This window comes from Phytopseudomonas argentinensis (assembly GCF_900113905.1).
GTDB lineage: Bacteria > Pseudomonadota > Gammaproteobacteria > Pseudomonadales > Pseudomonadaceae > Aquipseudomonas > Aquipseudomonas argentinensis.
The window spans coordinates 633597-648816 of record NZ_FORC01000002.1 but is presented as its reverse complement, the minus strand read 5'-3'; the positions used below and the strand labels follow the sequence as shown (position 1 = coordinate 648816).

At 64.1% G+C, this 15220-nt stretch carries 12 protein-coding genes; 6 read left to right on the top strand and 6 right to left on the bottom strand.

Annotated features, from left to right (window positions below):
• The 5 genes from BM154_RS11520 to fadD2 form a co-directional block, all read right to left on the bottom strand.
• Window positions 1–1059 (bottom strand): HlyD family secretion protein, encoded by a 1059-nt coding sequence (locus BM154_RS11520; protein WP_074883510.1) that lies wholly within the window; start codon window positions 1057–1059, stop codon window positions 1–3.
• A 16-nt stretch (window positions 1060–1075) separates the two neighbouring features.
• A complete protein-coding gene (locus tag BM154_RS11515; protein WP_074885304.1) occupies window positions 1076–2626 on the bottom strand; it encodes an MFS transporter in 1551 nt (516 codons plus the stop codon).
• A 138-nt stretch (window positions 2627–2764) separates the two neighbouring features.
• Window positions 2765–3673 (bottom strand): LysR family transcriptional regulator, encoded by a 909-nt coding sequence (locus BM154_RS11510; RefSeq protein WP_074883507.1) that lies wholly within the window; start codon window positions 3671–3673, stop codon window positions 2765–2767.
• A gap of 138 nt (window positions 3674–3811) precedes the next feature.
• The gene (gene fadD1, locus BM154_RS11505; RefSeq protein WP_074883504.1) at window positions 3812–5500 is read right to left on the bottom strand and encodes a long-chain-fatty-acid--CoA ligase FadD1; all 1689 of its coding nucleotides are present in this window, start codon (window positions 5498–5500) and stop codon (window positions 3812–3814) included.
• A gap of 361 nt (window positions 5501–5861) precedes the next feature.
• Window positions 5862–7550 carry a long-chain-fatty-acid--CoA ligase FadD2 gene (fadD2, locus tag BM154_RS11500; protein WP_074883501.1) on the bottom strand — a complete coding sequence of 563 codons (1689 nt, stop codon included), beginning with the start codon at window positions 7548–7550 and terminating at the stop codon, window positions 5862–5864.
• A gap of 149 nt (window positions 7551–7699) precedes the next feature.
• Here fadD2 and BM154_RS11495 point away from each other — a divergent pair, with 149 nt between their 5' ends.
• Entirely contained in the window at window positions 7700–8662 is a 963-nt protein-coding gene (locus BM154_RS11495) for an alpha/beta hydrolase (protein WP_074883498.1), read from the top strand.
• Complete coding sequence (locus BM154_RS11490) at window positions 8659–9129, top strand: MaoC family dehydratase (protein WP_074883495.1); 471 nt, start codon at window positions 8659–8661, stop codon at window positions 9127–9129. Before BM154_RS11495 ends, BM154_RS11490 begins: the two co-directional genes overlap by 4 nt.
• A gap of 65 nt (window positions 9130–9194) precedes the next feature.
• Here the strand turns inward: BM154_RS11490 and BM154_RS11485 are convergent, their stop codons facing one another.
• Window positions 9195–10166 (bottom strand): IS110 family RNA-guided transposase, encoded by a 972-nt coding sequence (locus tag BM154_RS11485; RefSeq protein WP_074883491.1) that lies wholly within the window; start codon window positions 10164–10166, stop codon window positions 9195–9197.
• A gap of 344 nt (window positions 10167–10510) precedes the next feature.
• Here BM154_RS11485 and BM154_RS11480 point away from each other — a divergent pair, with 344 nt between their 5' ends.
• The 4 genes from BM154_RS11480 to codA all read left to right on the top strand — a co-directional run bounded on the left by BM154_RS11480 (window position 10511) and on the right by codA (window position 15147).
• Complete coding sequence (locus tag BM154_RS11480) at window positions 10511–11017, top strand: DUF1993 domain-containing protein (RefSeq protein WP_074883488.1); 507 nt, start codon at window positions 10511–10513, stop codon at window positions 11015–11017.
• A 388-nt stretch (window positions 11018–11405) separates the two neighbouring features.
• Window positions 11406–12677: a cytosine permease gene (gene codB, locus BM154_RS11475; protein WP_074883485.1), complete on the top strand. Its 1272-nt coding sequence runs from the start codon at window positions 11406–11408 to the stop codon at window positions 12675–12677.
• Window positions 12674–13915, top strand: a complete 1242-nt coding sequence (locus BM154_RS11470) for a PucR family transcriptional regulator (protein ID WP_074883483.1) — start codon at window positions 12674–12676, stop codon at window positions 13913–13915. The genes codB and BM154_RS11470 overlap by 4 nt, the downstream gene beginning before the upstream one ends.
• Complete coding sequence (gene codA, locus BM154_RS11465; protein ID WP_074883481.1) at window positions 13912–15147, top strand: cytosine deaminase; 1236 nt, start codon at window positions 13912–13914, stop codon at window positions 15145–15147. The genes BM154_RS11470 and codA overlap by 4 nt, the downstream gene beginning before the upstream one ends.
• The last annotated feature ends 73 nt before the right edge of the window (window positions 15148–15220 follow it).

Sequence of the window (15220 nt, the reverse complement as noted above, 5' to 3'; positions counted from 1 at the left end):
TCAGTGCGCCTGGGCCAGTTGCCGGTCATCGACTTCGTGGGTGTCGATGCTCGCCTCCACCGACATGCCGACGCGCAGGTAACCCACCACGGGCTGGTCGGCATCGAGCACGATCTTCACCGGGATGCGTTGCACCACCTTGGTGAAGTTGCCGGTGGCGTTGTCCGGCGCCACGGCGGCGAAGGTCACGCCGGTGGCCGGCGCCAGGCTCTCGACATGGCCACGCAGTTGCAGGTCCGGGTAGCTGTCGACGGCGATGGTCACCGGCTGGCCCGGGCGCACGCGGTTGAGCTGGGTTTCCTGGAAGTTGGCAACCACGAAAGCCTGCTCCAGCGGCACCACCGCCAGCACCGCGTTGCCGGGGCTGACGTAGGCGCCGGCGCGCAGGGCGCGGCGGCCGACCATGCCGTCCATGGGCGCGCGCAGTTCGGTATACGACAGATCCAGCTCAGCACGCTGCAATTCGGCCGCGGCCCGCTCGACCGCGGCAGCGGCGGCATCGCGCTGGGCGATGAGGATCGCCGTTTGCTGGCGGCTGGCGGCCAGCGCCGCCTGGTTCTGCTGCTGGCGCGCCAGGGCGGTATCGAAACGGCTCTGCGCCTGCTGGGCGTTCTGCAGGGTGCCGGCGCCCTGCCCAGCCAGGTGTTTGTAGCGCTGCAGTTCGTGCTCGGCAAAGCGCACTTCGGCCTGGTCGGCCTTGACCGTGGCGGCCGCCTGGTCAATCACCGACTGCTGGCGCTGCACGCTGGCCTCGGCATTCACCCGCTGCGCCTCGGCGCTGGCCACGCCGGCCTTGGCCACATCCAGCGCAGCGCGGTAATCGCGGTCGTCGATACGTGCCAGCAGTTGCCCGGCCTTGACCCGCTGGTTGTCCTCGACCAGCACCTCGCTGACGAAGCCGGCGACTTTCGGCGCCACCAGGGTGAAGTCGGCGCTGATAAAGGCGTCGTTGGTGCTTTGCTGGTAGTGCTCGGCGAACAGCAGTTGCCAGGCGCCCCAGACCAGCAGGCCGGCGACCGGCAGGCCGATCAGCAGAGCGGGTTTGCGCAGGGTAGTCATGGTGGAGTCCATCGGTTCAGTGGGCGGCACGCGGAGGGTAGATGCGCGTGGGCACGAAGGGAATGATCAGGATCAGCGCGAAGGCGACCAACGCCACGCACAGGTAGAGGTCGGCGTAGGTCAGCACCAGGGCCTGCTGGTGCAGGCGGCTGGCCAGGTGACTCGCCGCGCCGTCGGGCAACAGCGGCTGGTTGCCGAGGCGATCGACCAGGTTGTTGGAATGCAGGTGCAGGCGCGCGGTGGTCAGCAGGTCGAGAACCGCGGTGGCCACCACGGCGGCCAGGCCCTTGACGGTATTGAACCAGGCAGAGGCGAACGGCCCCTGGATCGGCTGGATGCTGCCGGTGGAAAGCATCAGCAGCGGCAGCACCGACATCGGCTGGCCGAAGATCTGCAGCAACTGGATCAACAGGAAGTCATCGCGAATCCACGCCGAGGTCAGCTGCGAACCGAGCACGCAGGTCAGGCCCATCATCCCCAGCCCGGCTGCCAGCACGTAGCGGCAATCGACCTGGCGCAGGTTGCACAGCGCGGCCACCAAGGGCAGCGCGAGCAGTTGCGGCACGGCCACCCAGAGCAGCATCGGCGCCGTCTGCAGCGGCCGGTAACCCTGCACCTGGGCCAGGTAGGACGACGGAATCAGGCTCGACGCCAACAGCACCAGCAACACACCGGCCAGGGTGAACAGTGCAAAACTGAGATTACGCGCCTTGAGCAGTTGCAGCTTGAAGAACGGCAGCGGGTGGCGCCATTCGTTGAGCAGGAACAGCACCAGCAACAGGCTGCCACCGCCGAGCAGGCTGACGATCAGCGGCGAGTGCAGCCAGTTCAGGCGCTCGCCCTGCAGCAGGCCGATGACCAGCAGGTTGATCGCCGGCAGGCCGAGCAGCAGGCCGCGCCAGTTGAACTGGGCGAAGCGCTCCAGGCGCAACGGGTCCTGCGGCAGGCCCCAGGCCACGGCGGCCATGGCCAGCAGGCTGCCGGGGATGATCTGCCAGAACGCCCACTGCCAGCCGGCGTACTCCACCCAGAATGCGGCCAGGGGGGTGCCCATGCTGGGGCCGAAGGTCGCCGTCAGCGCATAGGCGGCCAGGCCGTAGAGCTTGATGTTGGCCGGCAGGAAGCGCAGCGCCACGCTCATCAGCATCGGCGGCAACGCCCCGCCGGCCAGCCCCTGCAGAGCGCGCAGCAGCATCAGCACGCGTTCGTTGGGCGCCAGCGGCGACAGCAGGCCGAGCAGCATGAAGGCGCCGATGGCGCACAGGGTGAAGCGGCGTATCGACAGGGTTACCGCGAACCAGGGCGCGAAGGCCATGGCACTGACCGAGGCGGCCATGTACAGCGCCAGCAGCCAGCTGCCTTCGTCATGGCCGATGCCCATGGCGCCGCGGATGTCGACCAGGGCGATCTTGGTGACGTTCTCGTTGAAACCCGACACCAGCACGGCCAGCAGCACGCCGAGCAGGCCGACGACGATGCGCAGCCCGAAGGGGCTCACCTGCATCGGTGCGGCTTGTGGCGTAGGGGGCACGGCGAGGGGCAAAGGCGCGAGCGCAGGTGCATTCATGACGATGCGCAACCGCCCGCCTGGCAAGGGCAGAACATGTGGAAATATCCGGTAACGTGTTTAGCCGGCAGTCTAGGGAAAACGATCATTACCGAAAATTGCAATGTTTCTAATCAATGATTGCGCCAGACGCAGCATTCAGACGCCTAAAGCGTTCTCTTCGCAGCAGCGTTTGACCAGCTCCCGCAGCCAGCGATGGGCCGGGTCGTTGTCGAAGCGCGGGTGCCAGGACTGGTGGACCCGCACCGGCGACAGTGGCAAGGGGATCTCGAAGCTGCGCAGGGCCAGGCCCAGCTGGCTGCACACGGCGACCACCGGATTGGGCATCGGCAGGATCAGGTCCGAATCACGCAGCGCCAGCACCGCCGAGAAAAAACTCGGCGACACGGTCACCACGCGACGCGACAGTCCCTGCCGTTCGAGCACCTGGTCGATCGGCCCGCGAGCCAGGCCACGCCGCGACACGCTGATCTGGTCGAAGGCGGCGAAACGCTCGGCGTTGATCATCTCGTCGAAGATCGGATGGTCGGCCCGTGCCATGCCCACGAAGCGGCTCATGAACAGCCCCTGGTGCTTGATCTCCGGCGGTAGCTGCAGCGAGGCGCCGATGGCCAGGTCGATGCGCCCGGCGCGCATGGCATCGTCGTCGCCGTCGATTTCCGGCACGAAGCGCAGCATCACCCTGGGCGCCTGCTCACGGATCAGCTCGACCAGCCGGCCGCCGTAACAGACCATGAAGATGTCGTTGGTGCGGATGTTGAACGCCCGGTCGAGGCTGCCCAGCGCCACCTCCTGGGAACGGAACACGTGGCTGGCCTGCTCGACCAGGTCGCGCACCTGCTCGCGCAGCTCCAGGGCCCGGGGCGTCGGCACCAGGCCGCGGCCAGCGCGTACCAGAATCGGATCGCCCACGGCCTCGCGAATGCGCGTCAGGGTGCGGCTCATGGCCGGCGGGCTCAGGTGCATGCGCCGTGCGGCGCCGACCACGCTGCCCTCCTCCAGCAACACGTCGAGGGCGACCAGCAGATTCAGATCCGGTAATTGCATCGCAGGCACGCCTCCAGCGCCGACCAGTGCACAGGGCGCAAGTCTAGGCATATTTGCTCTGCGGGCAAATGCCCCGGGGTATCGCCTAGGCAATAAAAAAGGCCCTGCACTGCAGGGCCTTGGTGTGCAGCGCGACGGTTACTTCTTGCCGAGCTTCTTGAGCTCTTCGTCACGCAGTTCGCGGCGCAGGATCTTGCCGACGTTGGTGGTCGGCAGGCTCTCGCGGAACTCGACCTGCTTGGGCCGCTTGTAGCCGGTGAGATTGTCGTGCATGTGCTGCATGACCTGTTCCTTGGTCAGGGTCATGCCTGGCTTGACCACCACGAACACCTTGATCGACTCGCCGGAGCGCTCGTCCGGCACACCGATGGCAGCGCACTGCAGCACGCCCGGCAGGGCCACCAGCACTTCTTCCAGCTCGTTCGGGTAGACGTTGAAGCCGGACACCAGAATCATGTCCTTCTTGCGGTCGACGATGCGAATGTAGCCGTCGGGCTGGATGATGCCGATGTCGCCGGTCTTGAACCAGCCGTTGGCATCGATCACCTCGTCGGTGGCTTCCTGGCGCTGCCAGTAGCCCTTCATCACCTGCGGGCCCTTGATGCACAGCTCGCCGGTTTCGCCCAACGCCAGGTCGTTGCCCTGGTCGTCGATGACCTTGAACTGGGTCGAGGGCGCAGGAATGCCGATGGTGCCCATCTGGATATTGGTGATGGGGTTCACCGAGGCCACCGGGCTGGTTTCGGTCAGCCCATAGCCTTCGCAGATCGGGCAGCCGGTAACCTGCTTCCAGCGCTCGGCTGCCGCTTGCTGCAGCGCCATGCCGCCGGACAGGGTGACCTTGAGCTTGGAGAAGTCGAGCCGCTGGAACCCTTCGTTGTTGCTCAGCGCCACGAACAGCGTGTTGAGGCCGACGAAGCCGCTGAACTTGAACCTGGACAGATCCTTGACCATGGTCGGCAGATCACGGGGGTTGGTGATCAGCAGGTTGTGGTTGCCGCAGTGCATCATCGCCATGCAGTGAAAGGTGAAGGCGTAGATGTGGTACAGCGGCAGCGGTGCAACGAGGATCTCGCTGCCCTCGTTGAGGTTGGAGCCCATCAGCTCGCGGCACTGCAGCATATTGGCGATCAGGTTGCGGTGGGTGAGCATCGCGCCCTTGGCCACGCCGGTGGTGCCGCCGGTGTACTGCAGCACGGCCACGTCCTGGGCGTCGGGGCTGGCTTCGCTGACCGCCTTGCCACGGCCCTGGCTCAGGGCCTCGGTGAAGGTGATGGCAGTCGGCAGGTTGTAGGCCGGCACCATCTTCTTCACGTACTTGACCACGGCGTTGACCAGCAGACGCTTGAGCGGCGGCAGCATGTCGCCGACCTCGGTGACGATCACCGTCTTCACGCCGGTCTTGGGCACCACCTGCTCGGCCAGGTGCGCCATGTTGGCCAGGCACACCAATGCCTTGGCACCGGAGTCGTTGAACTGGTGTTCCATTTCCCGCGCGGTGTACAGCGGGTTGGTGTTGACCACCACCAGGCCGGCACGCATGGCGCCGAATACCACGACCGGGTATTGCAGAACGTTGGGCAGTTGCACGGCGATACGGTCGCCGGGTTTGAGATCGGTGTGCTGCTGCAGGTAGGCAGCGAAGTGACCAGAACGCTCGTACATCTCGCCGTAGGTGAGGGTCTTGCCCAGGTTGGTGAACGCGGGCTTGTCGGCGTAACGCTGGCAGGACTGCTTCAGCACCGTCTGTACGTTGGGGTACTGGTCGGGATCGATCTCGGCCGCGATCCCCTCGGGATACTTGTCCGTCCAGAAGTTTTCGGTCATGGACACCCACTCCTAAGCAACAGCTTGTCTTCACCGCCAAGGCGGTTGTTTGTTGTATGTATACCTGGCTGTTCGCTCCCGTGGAGCGCAAAGCGGGCCGAGATTAGCAGAGTTGCCAGATACCGACCAGGGCTCGAAAAGGCCGATCAGTATCGAAAGTGACCGCCTTGCTATAAATGGTCACGGCCGCACACCACCGGAAATCTTCTGGCTAGCAGCCTCGGCTGGCAGGCAGCGCCCATGATAGACGCCTGCACGGTTTTGTGCAGGACGAGATTGGCAATCCATGCACCGGTGCGCGCGGATGATCTGCCTACGCCCGGGTCGAGCGTAGCGCCCTCCCGGACCGGGGTCGTCGTGGCTAGGCGTTGTCGCGCAGCTCGCGACGCAGGATCTTGCCGACGTTGGTCATGGGCAGCGACTCGCGGAACTCGATCTGCCGCGGCACCTTGTAGCCGGTGAAGTTTTCCTTGCAGTAGGCCTTGAGCTCCTCGGCGGTCAGGCTTTCGTCGCGCTTGACCACGAACAGTTTCACCGCCTCGCCGGATTTCTCGTCGGGCACGCCGATGGCCGCACAACTGGCCACCTTGCTGTGGGCCATCACCACCTCCTCGATCTCGTTGGGGTACACGTTGAAGCCGGAGACGATGATCATGTCCTTTTTGCGGTCGACGATACGCACGAAACCGTCTTCGTCGATCACCGCGATATCGCCGGACTTGAACCAGCCCTCATCATCAAGGACCTCGGTAGTGGCTTCGGGGCGATTCCAGTAGCCCTTCATCACCTGCGGCCCCTTGATGCACAGCTCGCCGCGCTCACCCAGGGGCAGTTCGTTGCCGTCGTCATCGATGACCTTGAACGCCGTGCCCGGTACCGGAATGCCGACGGTGCCCAGGCGCGCCAGGTCGCCGCTGGGGTTGGCACTGGCGATCGGCGAGGTTTCGGTAAGGCCATAGCCTTCCACTACCGCGCAGCCGGTCAGGCGCTGCCAGCGCTCGGCGGTGACCTTGACCAGCGCCGTGCCACCCGAGTTGGTGACCTTGAGATGGCTGAAGTCGAGCTTGTCGAAATCGGGATGATCCATCAGCGCCACGAACAGGGTGTTGAGGCCCAGTAATGCAGAAAACTGCCACTTGCCCAGTTCCTTGACGAAACCGGGGATATCCCGCGGGTTGGTGATCAGCACGTTGTGGTTGCCGTTGACCATCATGCACATGCAATTCATGGTGAAGGCGTAGATGTGGTACAGCGGCAGCGGCGCGATCATCACCTCCTGGCCGGGCTTCATCAGCGGGGTGCCGTCGGGGCCGTGCTGCAGCATGCAGGCGTTGGCCTGCAGCATGTTGGCGATCAGGTTGGCGTGGGTGAGCATGGTGCCCTTGGCCACCCCGGTGGTGCCGCCGGTGTACTGCAGCACGGCGATATCGCTTTGCGCCGCGCTGACCGGCCGCAGGTCGAGTCGCGCGCCATCGGCCAGCACCTGCTTGAATGGCAGCGCCTGGGGCAGATGGTAGACGGGCACCATCTTCTTGACCTTCTTGACCACGGTGTTGACCAGCCAGCCCTTGAGGGTGGGCAGCAGGTCGCCCATGCGCGCTTCGATCAGGTATTCGATCTGGCTGTCGGGCAGCACCTCCTGCACCAGCTTGCCGAACATGTTCAGGTACACCAGGGCGCGCACGCCGGCGTCCTTGAATTGGTGGCGCATCTCGCGGGCGGTGTACAGCGGGTTGGTGTTGACCACGATCAGCCCGGCACGCATCGCCCCGAACACGGCAATCGGGTACTGCAACACGTTGGGCATCTGCACGGCGATGCGGTCACCGGGCTTGAGATCGGTACGCTGCTGCAGGTAGGCGGCGAAGGCGGCGGACAGTCTGTCCAGCTCGCCGTAGGTGAGTGTCTTGCCCAGGTTGCTGAAGGCGGGGCGGTCGGCGAAGGTCTTGCAGGAGCGTTCGAACACCTCGACCACCGACTGGTAGGCGTCCATGTCGATGTCGTTGGCCACGCCAGGGGCGCGCTTGTCGTTCCAGAAATCGGGCTGCATTGTTGTTATCCCTTGTTTTCCGACGGTGCGTGAGGTCACCCGAACGAACTTAGCAGCCGGCCACGGCCTGGCAAAGCCACAATCAATACCGTGAATTTCAGCACCTGCAGGGTCTACAATGCCCAGCACCAGCAGGAAGGGATTTCGCCATGCAACACCGCAGCTTCTGGCTCGACAGCAGTGATGGCGTGCCGTTGTACGTCAATCACTGGCACGCCCCGGGCGAGCCCAAGGCGGTGGTGATGCTCGCCCACGGCATGGCCGAGCACAGTGGCCGCTATGCACGCCTTGGCGAAGCATTGGTCGGCGCCGGCTTCGAGCTCTACGCACTCGACCACCGTGGCCACGGACAGACGGCGCAACACGGCCTGCTTGGCCATTTCGCCGACGAGAATGGCTGGAACCATGTAGTCGGCGACCTTTCCACGCTCAATCACCACATCCGCCACCAGCGGCCGCAAACGCCGATCATCCTGCTTGGCCACAGCATGGGCAGCTTCGTCACCACCGCCTACCTGATGCACCACAGCAGCAGCGTGCAGGGTGCCATTCTCAGCGGCTCCAACTACGCCAAGCCGGGCACTTACCGGGCGGCGGCGCTGGTTGCCCGCCTCGAGCGCTGGCGCCAGGGCGCGACCGGGCGTAGCGCACTGATCGAACGGCTGTCGTTCGGCGCCTTCAACAAGGCCTTCGAGCCCGCACGTACGCCGTTCGACTGGCTCAGCCGTGACAGCAAGGAAGTCGACCGCTACATTGCCGACCCCCTGTGCGGGTTTCGCTGCACCAACCAGTTGTGGCTCGACCTGCTGGAAGGCTTGCAGCGCATCACCCCGCCGGCTTCGTTGAAACAGATTGCCCCGCAGCTGCCGATCCTGATCATTGGTGGCGACCAGGACCCGGTCAGCCAAGGCGGCGGTCTGCAACGCCTGGCCGATGCGCTAAGCGGGGCAGGACATACCCGCACCACACTGAAACGCTATTCACAGGCCCGCCACGAACTGCTCAACGAGCTGAACCGTGACGAGGTCACCCGCGACCTGATCGACTGGCTGGAACAGACGCTTGCACAGCCCCAGCAGCGACCATCACCCCCTCAGGAACCCAACCTATGACGCAAAGCAGCAACACGCCTTACGAAGCCCTCGAAGTCGGCCAGACCGCCAGCTACAGCAAGACCGTGGAAGAACGTGACATCCTGCTGTTCGCTGCCGTTTCCGGTGACCACAACCCGGTGCACCTGGATGCCGACTACGCCGCCACCACCATGTTCAAGGAGCGCATCGCCCACGGCATGTTCAGCGGCGCGCTGATCAGCGCCGCAGTGGCCTGCACCCTGCCCGGCCCTGGCACCATCTACGTGGGCCAGCAGATGAGCTTCCAGAAGCCGGTCAAGCTGGGCGACACCCTGACCGTGCGTCTGGAGATTCTCGAGAAACTGCCGAAATTCCGCGTGCGCATCGCCACCCGCGTGTTCAACCAGCACGACGAACTGGTGGTCGACGGCGAAGCCGAAATCATCGCGCCACGTAAAGCCCTTACCGTCGAGCTGGCCACCCTGCCGCCGATCAGCATCGGCTGATTTCATAGTTCTATTGGTGGATAGCGTCGCATCGACTTACTCACGAGTAGATACCGTCTTCGGCCCTACCGTGCAATCGCCAAAGCGGGATCGAAAGGCTTGCCCGATTTCAGTACGCCGTAAGCGATGCCCAGCAGCTTGCGCATCGCGGCGCAGACGGTTTGTTTGCCTTTCTTGCCTTTGGCTCTCAGACGTTCAGCCTGTGCCTTGATAGCGGGGTTATAGGTGAGTGCCGTGACGGCCGGCAGATACAGCGCCGTCCTCAGCCTGGACGAGCCCGTGCGCGAGATGCCAGTGTGGCCGCGGTAGACACCAGATTCCTGCAGCCGTGGATCCAGACCGGCGAAGGCCGTGACGGCGCGTGCATCGGTGAAACGTTGGATATCGCCGAGTTCAGCCAGTATCAGAGCTGCGGTCTTATCGGCGATGCCATCGATGCTCACCAGCAAATCGCGTTTGCCACGTAGATCCGGATCATCGTCGATATGGCGCTTAATCTGCTCGAGCGTCCAAGCAATCTGTTCATCGAGCCGTTGCAGGACGGCTTGAATTGAGTTCTGGACAGTGGCCGAGCTGACATCGAGACGATTGAGCTCCATCTGCCGCAACGACTGAAGATCCTCAAGACGCCGGGTCAGTGCGCGCAGCTTACGCACGGACAAGGGCTCCGGCTGCCAGGTACGCAATTGATCGACGTGTAGCTGGCCATAGGTGGCGACCAGCTTGGCGTCCAATTTGTCCGTTTTGCTGCGCTGCAGTTGGCTCTGCGCATAACGGGCGATCTGTGCCGGATTGAGCACCGCAATTCGATAACCCAGGCCATGGAAGTGCTCGGCAAGGGCCTCATGGTAGATGTCCGTGGCCTCCATCACGATCCAGGCGCCAGACTCGGCATAACGCTGCAGCCAGTCGGCGAAAACCGCAAAGCCAGCCCTGTCATTGCTTAGTTTGCTTTTAGTTCTGTGCTTGCCGTTAGGCTGCAAGATCGCCAGATCGAAGGTGCGCTTGGCGATATCAACACCCACTACCGCTGTCATGATCTCTCCTCCTCAGCGTTTCACCGATCATCACGTCATCCTGTCCAACCTTGCTGATGCGAGCTCGAAGCTCTGGATACCGTTCGGACTTGGCGGATGAGTGTGGAGGAGCGCAGCGCAATCTACGAGGCAAGCTCGAGGCTTAAGGATGGATACGGCTTGCAGCTCCTCCCCCGATGATCAGTCGGGAACCATAGCCTCACCAGGAGGCTTTGGTCGAGATACAAGGATGGGTGCAACCCATCGGCCTTGATGATGGGTTGCACTTACGCTGCCCGCCCCACCCACGGTTATCAGGCCGGATCTTTGGACCTGCGCCTTCCCTTCTTCCCCTGGAGCTTTCCATGCCACTGTCCATGCATTCCATCTCGATCCCGGTGTTCACTCGCCAGCTGACCAACCTGTCGACCATTCTCGGCATCGCTGCCGCCAATGCCGAAGCGCGCAAGATCGAACAGAGCGTACTGCTCGGCTCGCGTCTGGCGCCGGATATGTTCCCGCTCAGCCGCCAGGTGCAGATCGCCTGCGATACCGTCAAGGCCGGTGCGGCCCTGCTGGCTGGCGTCGAAGCGCCGAGCCATGCCGATGACGAAACCAGCTTTGCCGAGCTGCAGGCACGCATCGCCAAGACCCTCGAATTCGTGCAGGGCATCAGCGCTGCGCAGCTCGACGGCAGCGAAGACCGCACCGTGACGCTCAAGCGCCGCGACAAGGAAACCCATTTCCAGGGCCAGGCCTTCCTGCTCGATCACGTGCTGCCGAACCTGTACTTCCACATCACCACCACCTACGCCATCCTGCGTCACAACGGCGTGGAACTGGGCAAGCGCGACTTCCTCGGCACCCGCTAAGTGCTCTCCCGGTCTCTGTAAGCCGTGTGAAGCGACTGCGACAAGACGCACGCTGGGGAGGGTTATTTACTGTGAAAGCGGGCATGGACTAGGCGTCCCCGCCCGCTTCCACAACGCCACCTCCACAAAAATAGCGAACGACCGCTTGCGCCACTTGGCAGGTAAAACCCTATTGAGGCGCGCCGTGACCTGTTGGTGCATGCCCTGCGCGTAGCGCACCAAGACGGGTCAAGCCTGGTTATCCCTAACAAAAATAATCCGCGATAAAGCTATAAATCCCCATTTCATTGTGCACAGTGCACAACCGGCGCTGTACCAGCTGCCGAACCGATCAGTTGGCACGTCGCCTGCTATAGCCATGGCTTCCCTCACCCCGTGGAGCCAGGCCATGACCCACCCCACCACCGACAGCGACTACCCCTTGAGCGAAGTGCCGGCCGGCGCCCGCAAGGGGCTGTTCTCCACCTCGATCATGCTGTTCTCCTTTACCTTCTTCACCGCCACCATGTTCGCCGGCGGCAAGATCGGCATGGCCTTCGACTTCAAGACGCTGATCTGGGCCGCGATCATAGGCAACCTGCTGCTCGGCGCCTACGCTGCAGTGCTGGGCCTGATCGCCTGCCGCAGCGGCCTCAACTCGGTATTGATGGGTCGCTTCTGCTTTGGCGAAGCCGGCAGCAAGCTCTCCGATGTGCTGCTCGGTTTCACCCAAATCGGCTGGTACGCCTGGGGCACTGCGACGGTCGCCATCGTGCTGGTGAAGATTCTCGGCCTGTCGGAAAGCCTGATCATGCCGCTGATGGTGCTGTTCGGCTTCGCCTTCTGCATCACCGCATTCATTGGCTACAAGGGCCTGGATATTCTCTCGCGGATCTCCGTGCCGGCGATGCTCGCCCTGCTGCTCTGCTCGCTGTGGATCGCCACCGATGATATCGGCGGCCTGAGCGCACTGATGGCCATCGAGCCGACCCAGAGCATGACCCTCAGCGTGGCCATCACCATGGTCTTCGGCACCTTCGTCAGCGGTGCGACCCAAGCCACCAACTGGACGCGCTTCGCCCGTACCGGGCGTATCGCGGTGATCGCCAGCATGGTCGGTTTCTTTCTCGGTAACGGCCTGATGATCGTTGCCGGCGCCTACGGCGCCATCGTCTACCAACAGCCGGACGTCGTCGAAGTGCTGGTGCTGCAGGGCCTGTCCATCGCTGCCGTGGTGATGCTGTTTCTCAACCTGTGGACCACCCAGGACAACACCATCTACAACTTCGCCGCCGCTGGCTGCAACCTGCTGCGCACCGAGCGCCGCAAGACGGTAACGATCGCGGGCGCCGGCATCGGCACCCTGCTGGCCATCGGCGGCATGTACGAGATGCTGATCCCGTTCCTGATCCTGCTCGGCTCGATCATCCCGCCGATTGGTGGGGTGATCATGGCTGACTACTGCTACGGCCATAAGGGCAGATACCCGCTACTCGCCGACGTGCGCCTGCCTGCATTCAACTGGGTCGGCCTCGGCGCTTACGGCATCGGTGCGCTGTGCGCCTACTTCTCGCCCTGGGTTGCGCCGCTGGTGGGGATCGCCGTCGCAGCCCTGGCGTACATCGTTCTGTTCGAAACCAAGAAGGTCTTCACCACACGCGACGTGGTCGTCCGCGCATGAGCCTGAGCGTCGCCGACGTACTGGCCCTGCCCGGCCTGCAGGACCTGCACCTGCGCGCCGGCCAGGCAGCCCTGGGCAACCCGGTGCGCTGGCCCTACGTGGCCGAGAATGCGGATATCGCCGACTGGGTGATGGGCGGCGAACTGGTGTTCGTCACCGGCATCAACCACCCACGCGACGAAGCCAACCTGCTGCTTCTGGTGCGCCAGGCGGTCGAGCGGGCCACCGCCGGGCTGGTGATCCTCACCGGCGCCGAGTACATCCAGGCGATTCCGGCAGGCGTGATCGCCGAAGCCGAGCGCCTGGGCCTGCCACTGCTGGAGCAGCCCTACGGGCTGAAGATGGTGGTGGTCACCCAGGCCATCGGCACCGCGCTGGTGCAGCAGCAGATGCTCGGCAGCTCGCGCCAGCACGTGCTGGCGCAATTGCTGGAAGGTGATTACCAGTCCCTCGACGTGCTGCTGCAGCGCGCCACCAGCCTCGATCTGCCGCTGAGCGTACCGCGCCAGGTCGCCCTGCTGCGTTTGCAGAACAGCGAGCAGTTGTTCGACGGTGAGGCGGCCGCCAGTGGCGAACGCCTGCTGCGTGACAACCGCCAATGCCTGCAGCAGAGCCTTGAGCAATGCCTGCAGCAGCTGGGCGGTGCCCTGCCGCTGATCAGCCAGGGCGAACACTGGATCGCCCTGCTGCCCTGCACGGGCAGCCAGGACGAACAGCGTAACCGCAGGCTGCTTAGCGAGCTGCTCGGCGAACTGGACGAACGTCTGCAACCGCAGCGCCCGGTGCTCGGGCTCAGCACCGGCGGCCACCCTCCCCAGCGCCTTGCCCTCGCCCTTGGCCAGGCCCGCCAGGCACTGGTCGCCGCCCAGGCCTTTCCCGAACGCCTGGGACTATGTAGTTTCAACGAATTGGGCGTGATCGAACTGCTCGGTGCGATCCGCGACCGCAGCCTGCTCGAGCGCTTCGTCGAACGCACCCTGGGCCCGTTGATCGGCGATGATTCACGCCACGAGCCGGTGCTGATGCCGACCCTGGAAGCCTGGTTCTTCGAGAACGCCAACCTCGCCCTGGCCGCGCAACGCCTGGGCGTACACCGCAACACCCTGAGCTACCGTGTACAACGTATCGAAGCGCTGACCGGCTGTTCGTTCGATGATCCTCACGATCGGCTGAATATCAGCATTGCCCTGCTGATTCGTCGCCTGTCGTCTCATAGCCTGCCAAGGAGTACCCCATGAACATCGTCAACGCCCGCCTGCGTGGCCGCGAAGGTCTTTTCCATATCACGCTGGACGGCTCGCAGATTGCCGCCATCAGCGAGCAGCCGGCGGTGGTCAGCGCCGTCGCGGGCGATCTCGACGCCGCCAGCAACCTGGTGGTCGCGCCCTTCGTCGAGCCGCACATTCACCTCGACGCGACGCTGACCGCCGGCGAGCCGGCCTGGAACATGAGCGGCACGCTGTTCGAAGGAATCGAGCGCTGGGCCGAGCGCAAGGCCCTGGTCACCCATGAGGACACCAAGACCCGCGCCAAGAAGACCATCGACATGCTGGTCGACCATGGCATCCAGCACGTGCGCACCCACGTCGACGTCACCGACCCGACCCTGGCTGCGCTCAAGGCGATGCTCGAGGTACGCGAGGAAACCCGCCACCTGATCGACCTGCAGATCGTCGCCTTTCCCCAGGAAGGAATCGAGTCCTACGCGGGCGGCCGCGCGCTGATGGAGCAGGCGGTGGAACTGGGCGCCGATGTGGTCGGCGGCATTCCGCACTTCGAGAACACCCGCGACCAGGGCGTGTCATCGATCAAGTTTCTGATGGACCTGGCCGAGCGCAGCGGCTGCCTGGTGGACGTGCACTGCGACGAGACCGACGACCCGCAGTCGCGCTTTCTGGAGGTGTTGGCCGAAGAAGCCCGGGTACGCGGCATGGGCGAACGGGTCACCGCCAGCCACACCGTGGCCATGGGCTCCTACGACAACGCCTACTGCTCCAAGCTGTTTCGCCTGCTGAAGATGTCCGGGATCAACTTCGTCTCCTGCCCGACCGAAAGCATCCACCTGCAAGGCCGCTTCGATACCTACCCGAAACGCCGCGGCCTGACCCGCGTGGCGGAGATCGACCGCGCCGGCATGAACGTCTGCTTCGGTCAGGACTCCATCGTCGACCCCTGGTACCCGCTGGGTAACGGCAACATCCTGCGCATCCTCGAAGCCGGCCTGCATATCTGCCATATGCTCGGCTACGAAGACCTCAAGCGCAGCCTCGACCTGATCACCGACAACAGTGCCCGCACCCTGCACCTGGGTGAGCGTTATGGCCTGGAAGTGGGACGCCCGGCCAACCTGCTGATTCTCTCGGCGCCCGACGATTACGAGATGATCCGCACCCAGGGCCATGCGCTGGTTTCGGTGCGCCATGGCGAAGTGCTGATGCGCCGTACCCCGGCTAGCGTGCAGCGCGGCTGATCAATCACCGCCCGTGGCCTGGCGTTGAGCGCAGCGATACCCGGGCTACGAAACCGTGGGAGGGGCTTTAGCC

What these genes read in the sequence shown, in the direction of transcription:
- BM154_RS11520 (WP_074883510.1), bottom strand. Translation starts at nt 1,059, where the DNA reads ATGACTACCCTGCGCAAACCCGCTCTGCTGATCGGCCTGCCGGTCGCC.
- BM154_RS11515 (WP_074885304.1), bottom strand. Translation starts at nt 2,626, where the DNA reads ATGAATGCACCTGCGCTCGCGCCTTTGCCCCTCGCCGTGCCCCCTACG.
- BM154_RS11510 (WP_074883507.1), bottom strand. Translation starts at nt 3,673, where the DNA reads ATGCAATTACCGGATCTGAATCTGCTGGTCGCCCTCGACGTGTTGCTG.
- fadD1 (WP_074883504.1), bottom strand. Translation starts at nt 5,500, where the DNA reads ATGACCGAAAACTTCTGGACGGACAAGTATCCCGAGGGGATCGCGGCC.
- fadD2 (WP_074883501.1), bottom strand. Translation starts at nt 7,550, where the DNA reads ATGCAGCCCGATTTCTGGAACGACAAGCGCGCCCCTGGCGTGGCCAAC.
- BM154_RS11495 (WP_074883498.1), top strand. Translation starts at nt 7,700, where the DNA reads ATGCAACACCGCAGCTTCTGGCTCGACAGCAGTGATGGCGTGCCGTTG.
- BM154_RS11490 (WP_074883495.1), top strand. Translation starts at nt 8,659, where the DNA reads ATGACGCAAAGCAGCAACACGCCTTACGAAGCCCTCGAAGTCGGCCAG.
- BM154_RS11485 (WP_074883491.1), bottom strand. Translation starts at nt 10,166, where the DNA reads ATGACAGCGGTAGTGGGTGTTGATATCGCCAAGCGCACCTTCGATCTG.
- BM154_RS11480 (WP_074883488.1), top strand. Translation starts at nt 10,511, where the DNA reads ATGCCACTGTCCATGCATTCCATCTCGATCCCGGTGTTCACTCGCCAG.
- codB (WP_074883485.1), top strand. Translation starts at nt 11,406, where the DNA reads ATGACCCACCCCACCACCGACAGCGACTACCCCTTGAGCGAAGTGCCG.
- BM154_RS11470 (WP_074883483.1), top strand. Translation starts at nt 12,674, where the DNA reads ATGAGCCTGAGCGTCGCCGACGTACTGGCCCTGCCCGGCCTGCAGGAC.
- codA (WP_074883481.1), top strand. Translation starts at nt 13,912, where the DNA reads ATGAACATCGTCAACGCCCGCCTGCGTGGCCGCGAAGGTCTTTTCCAT.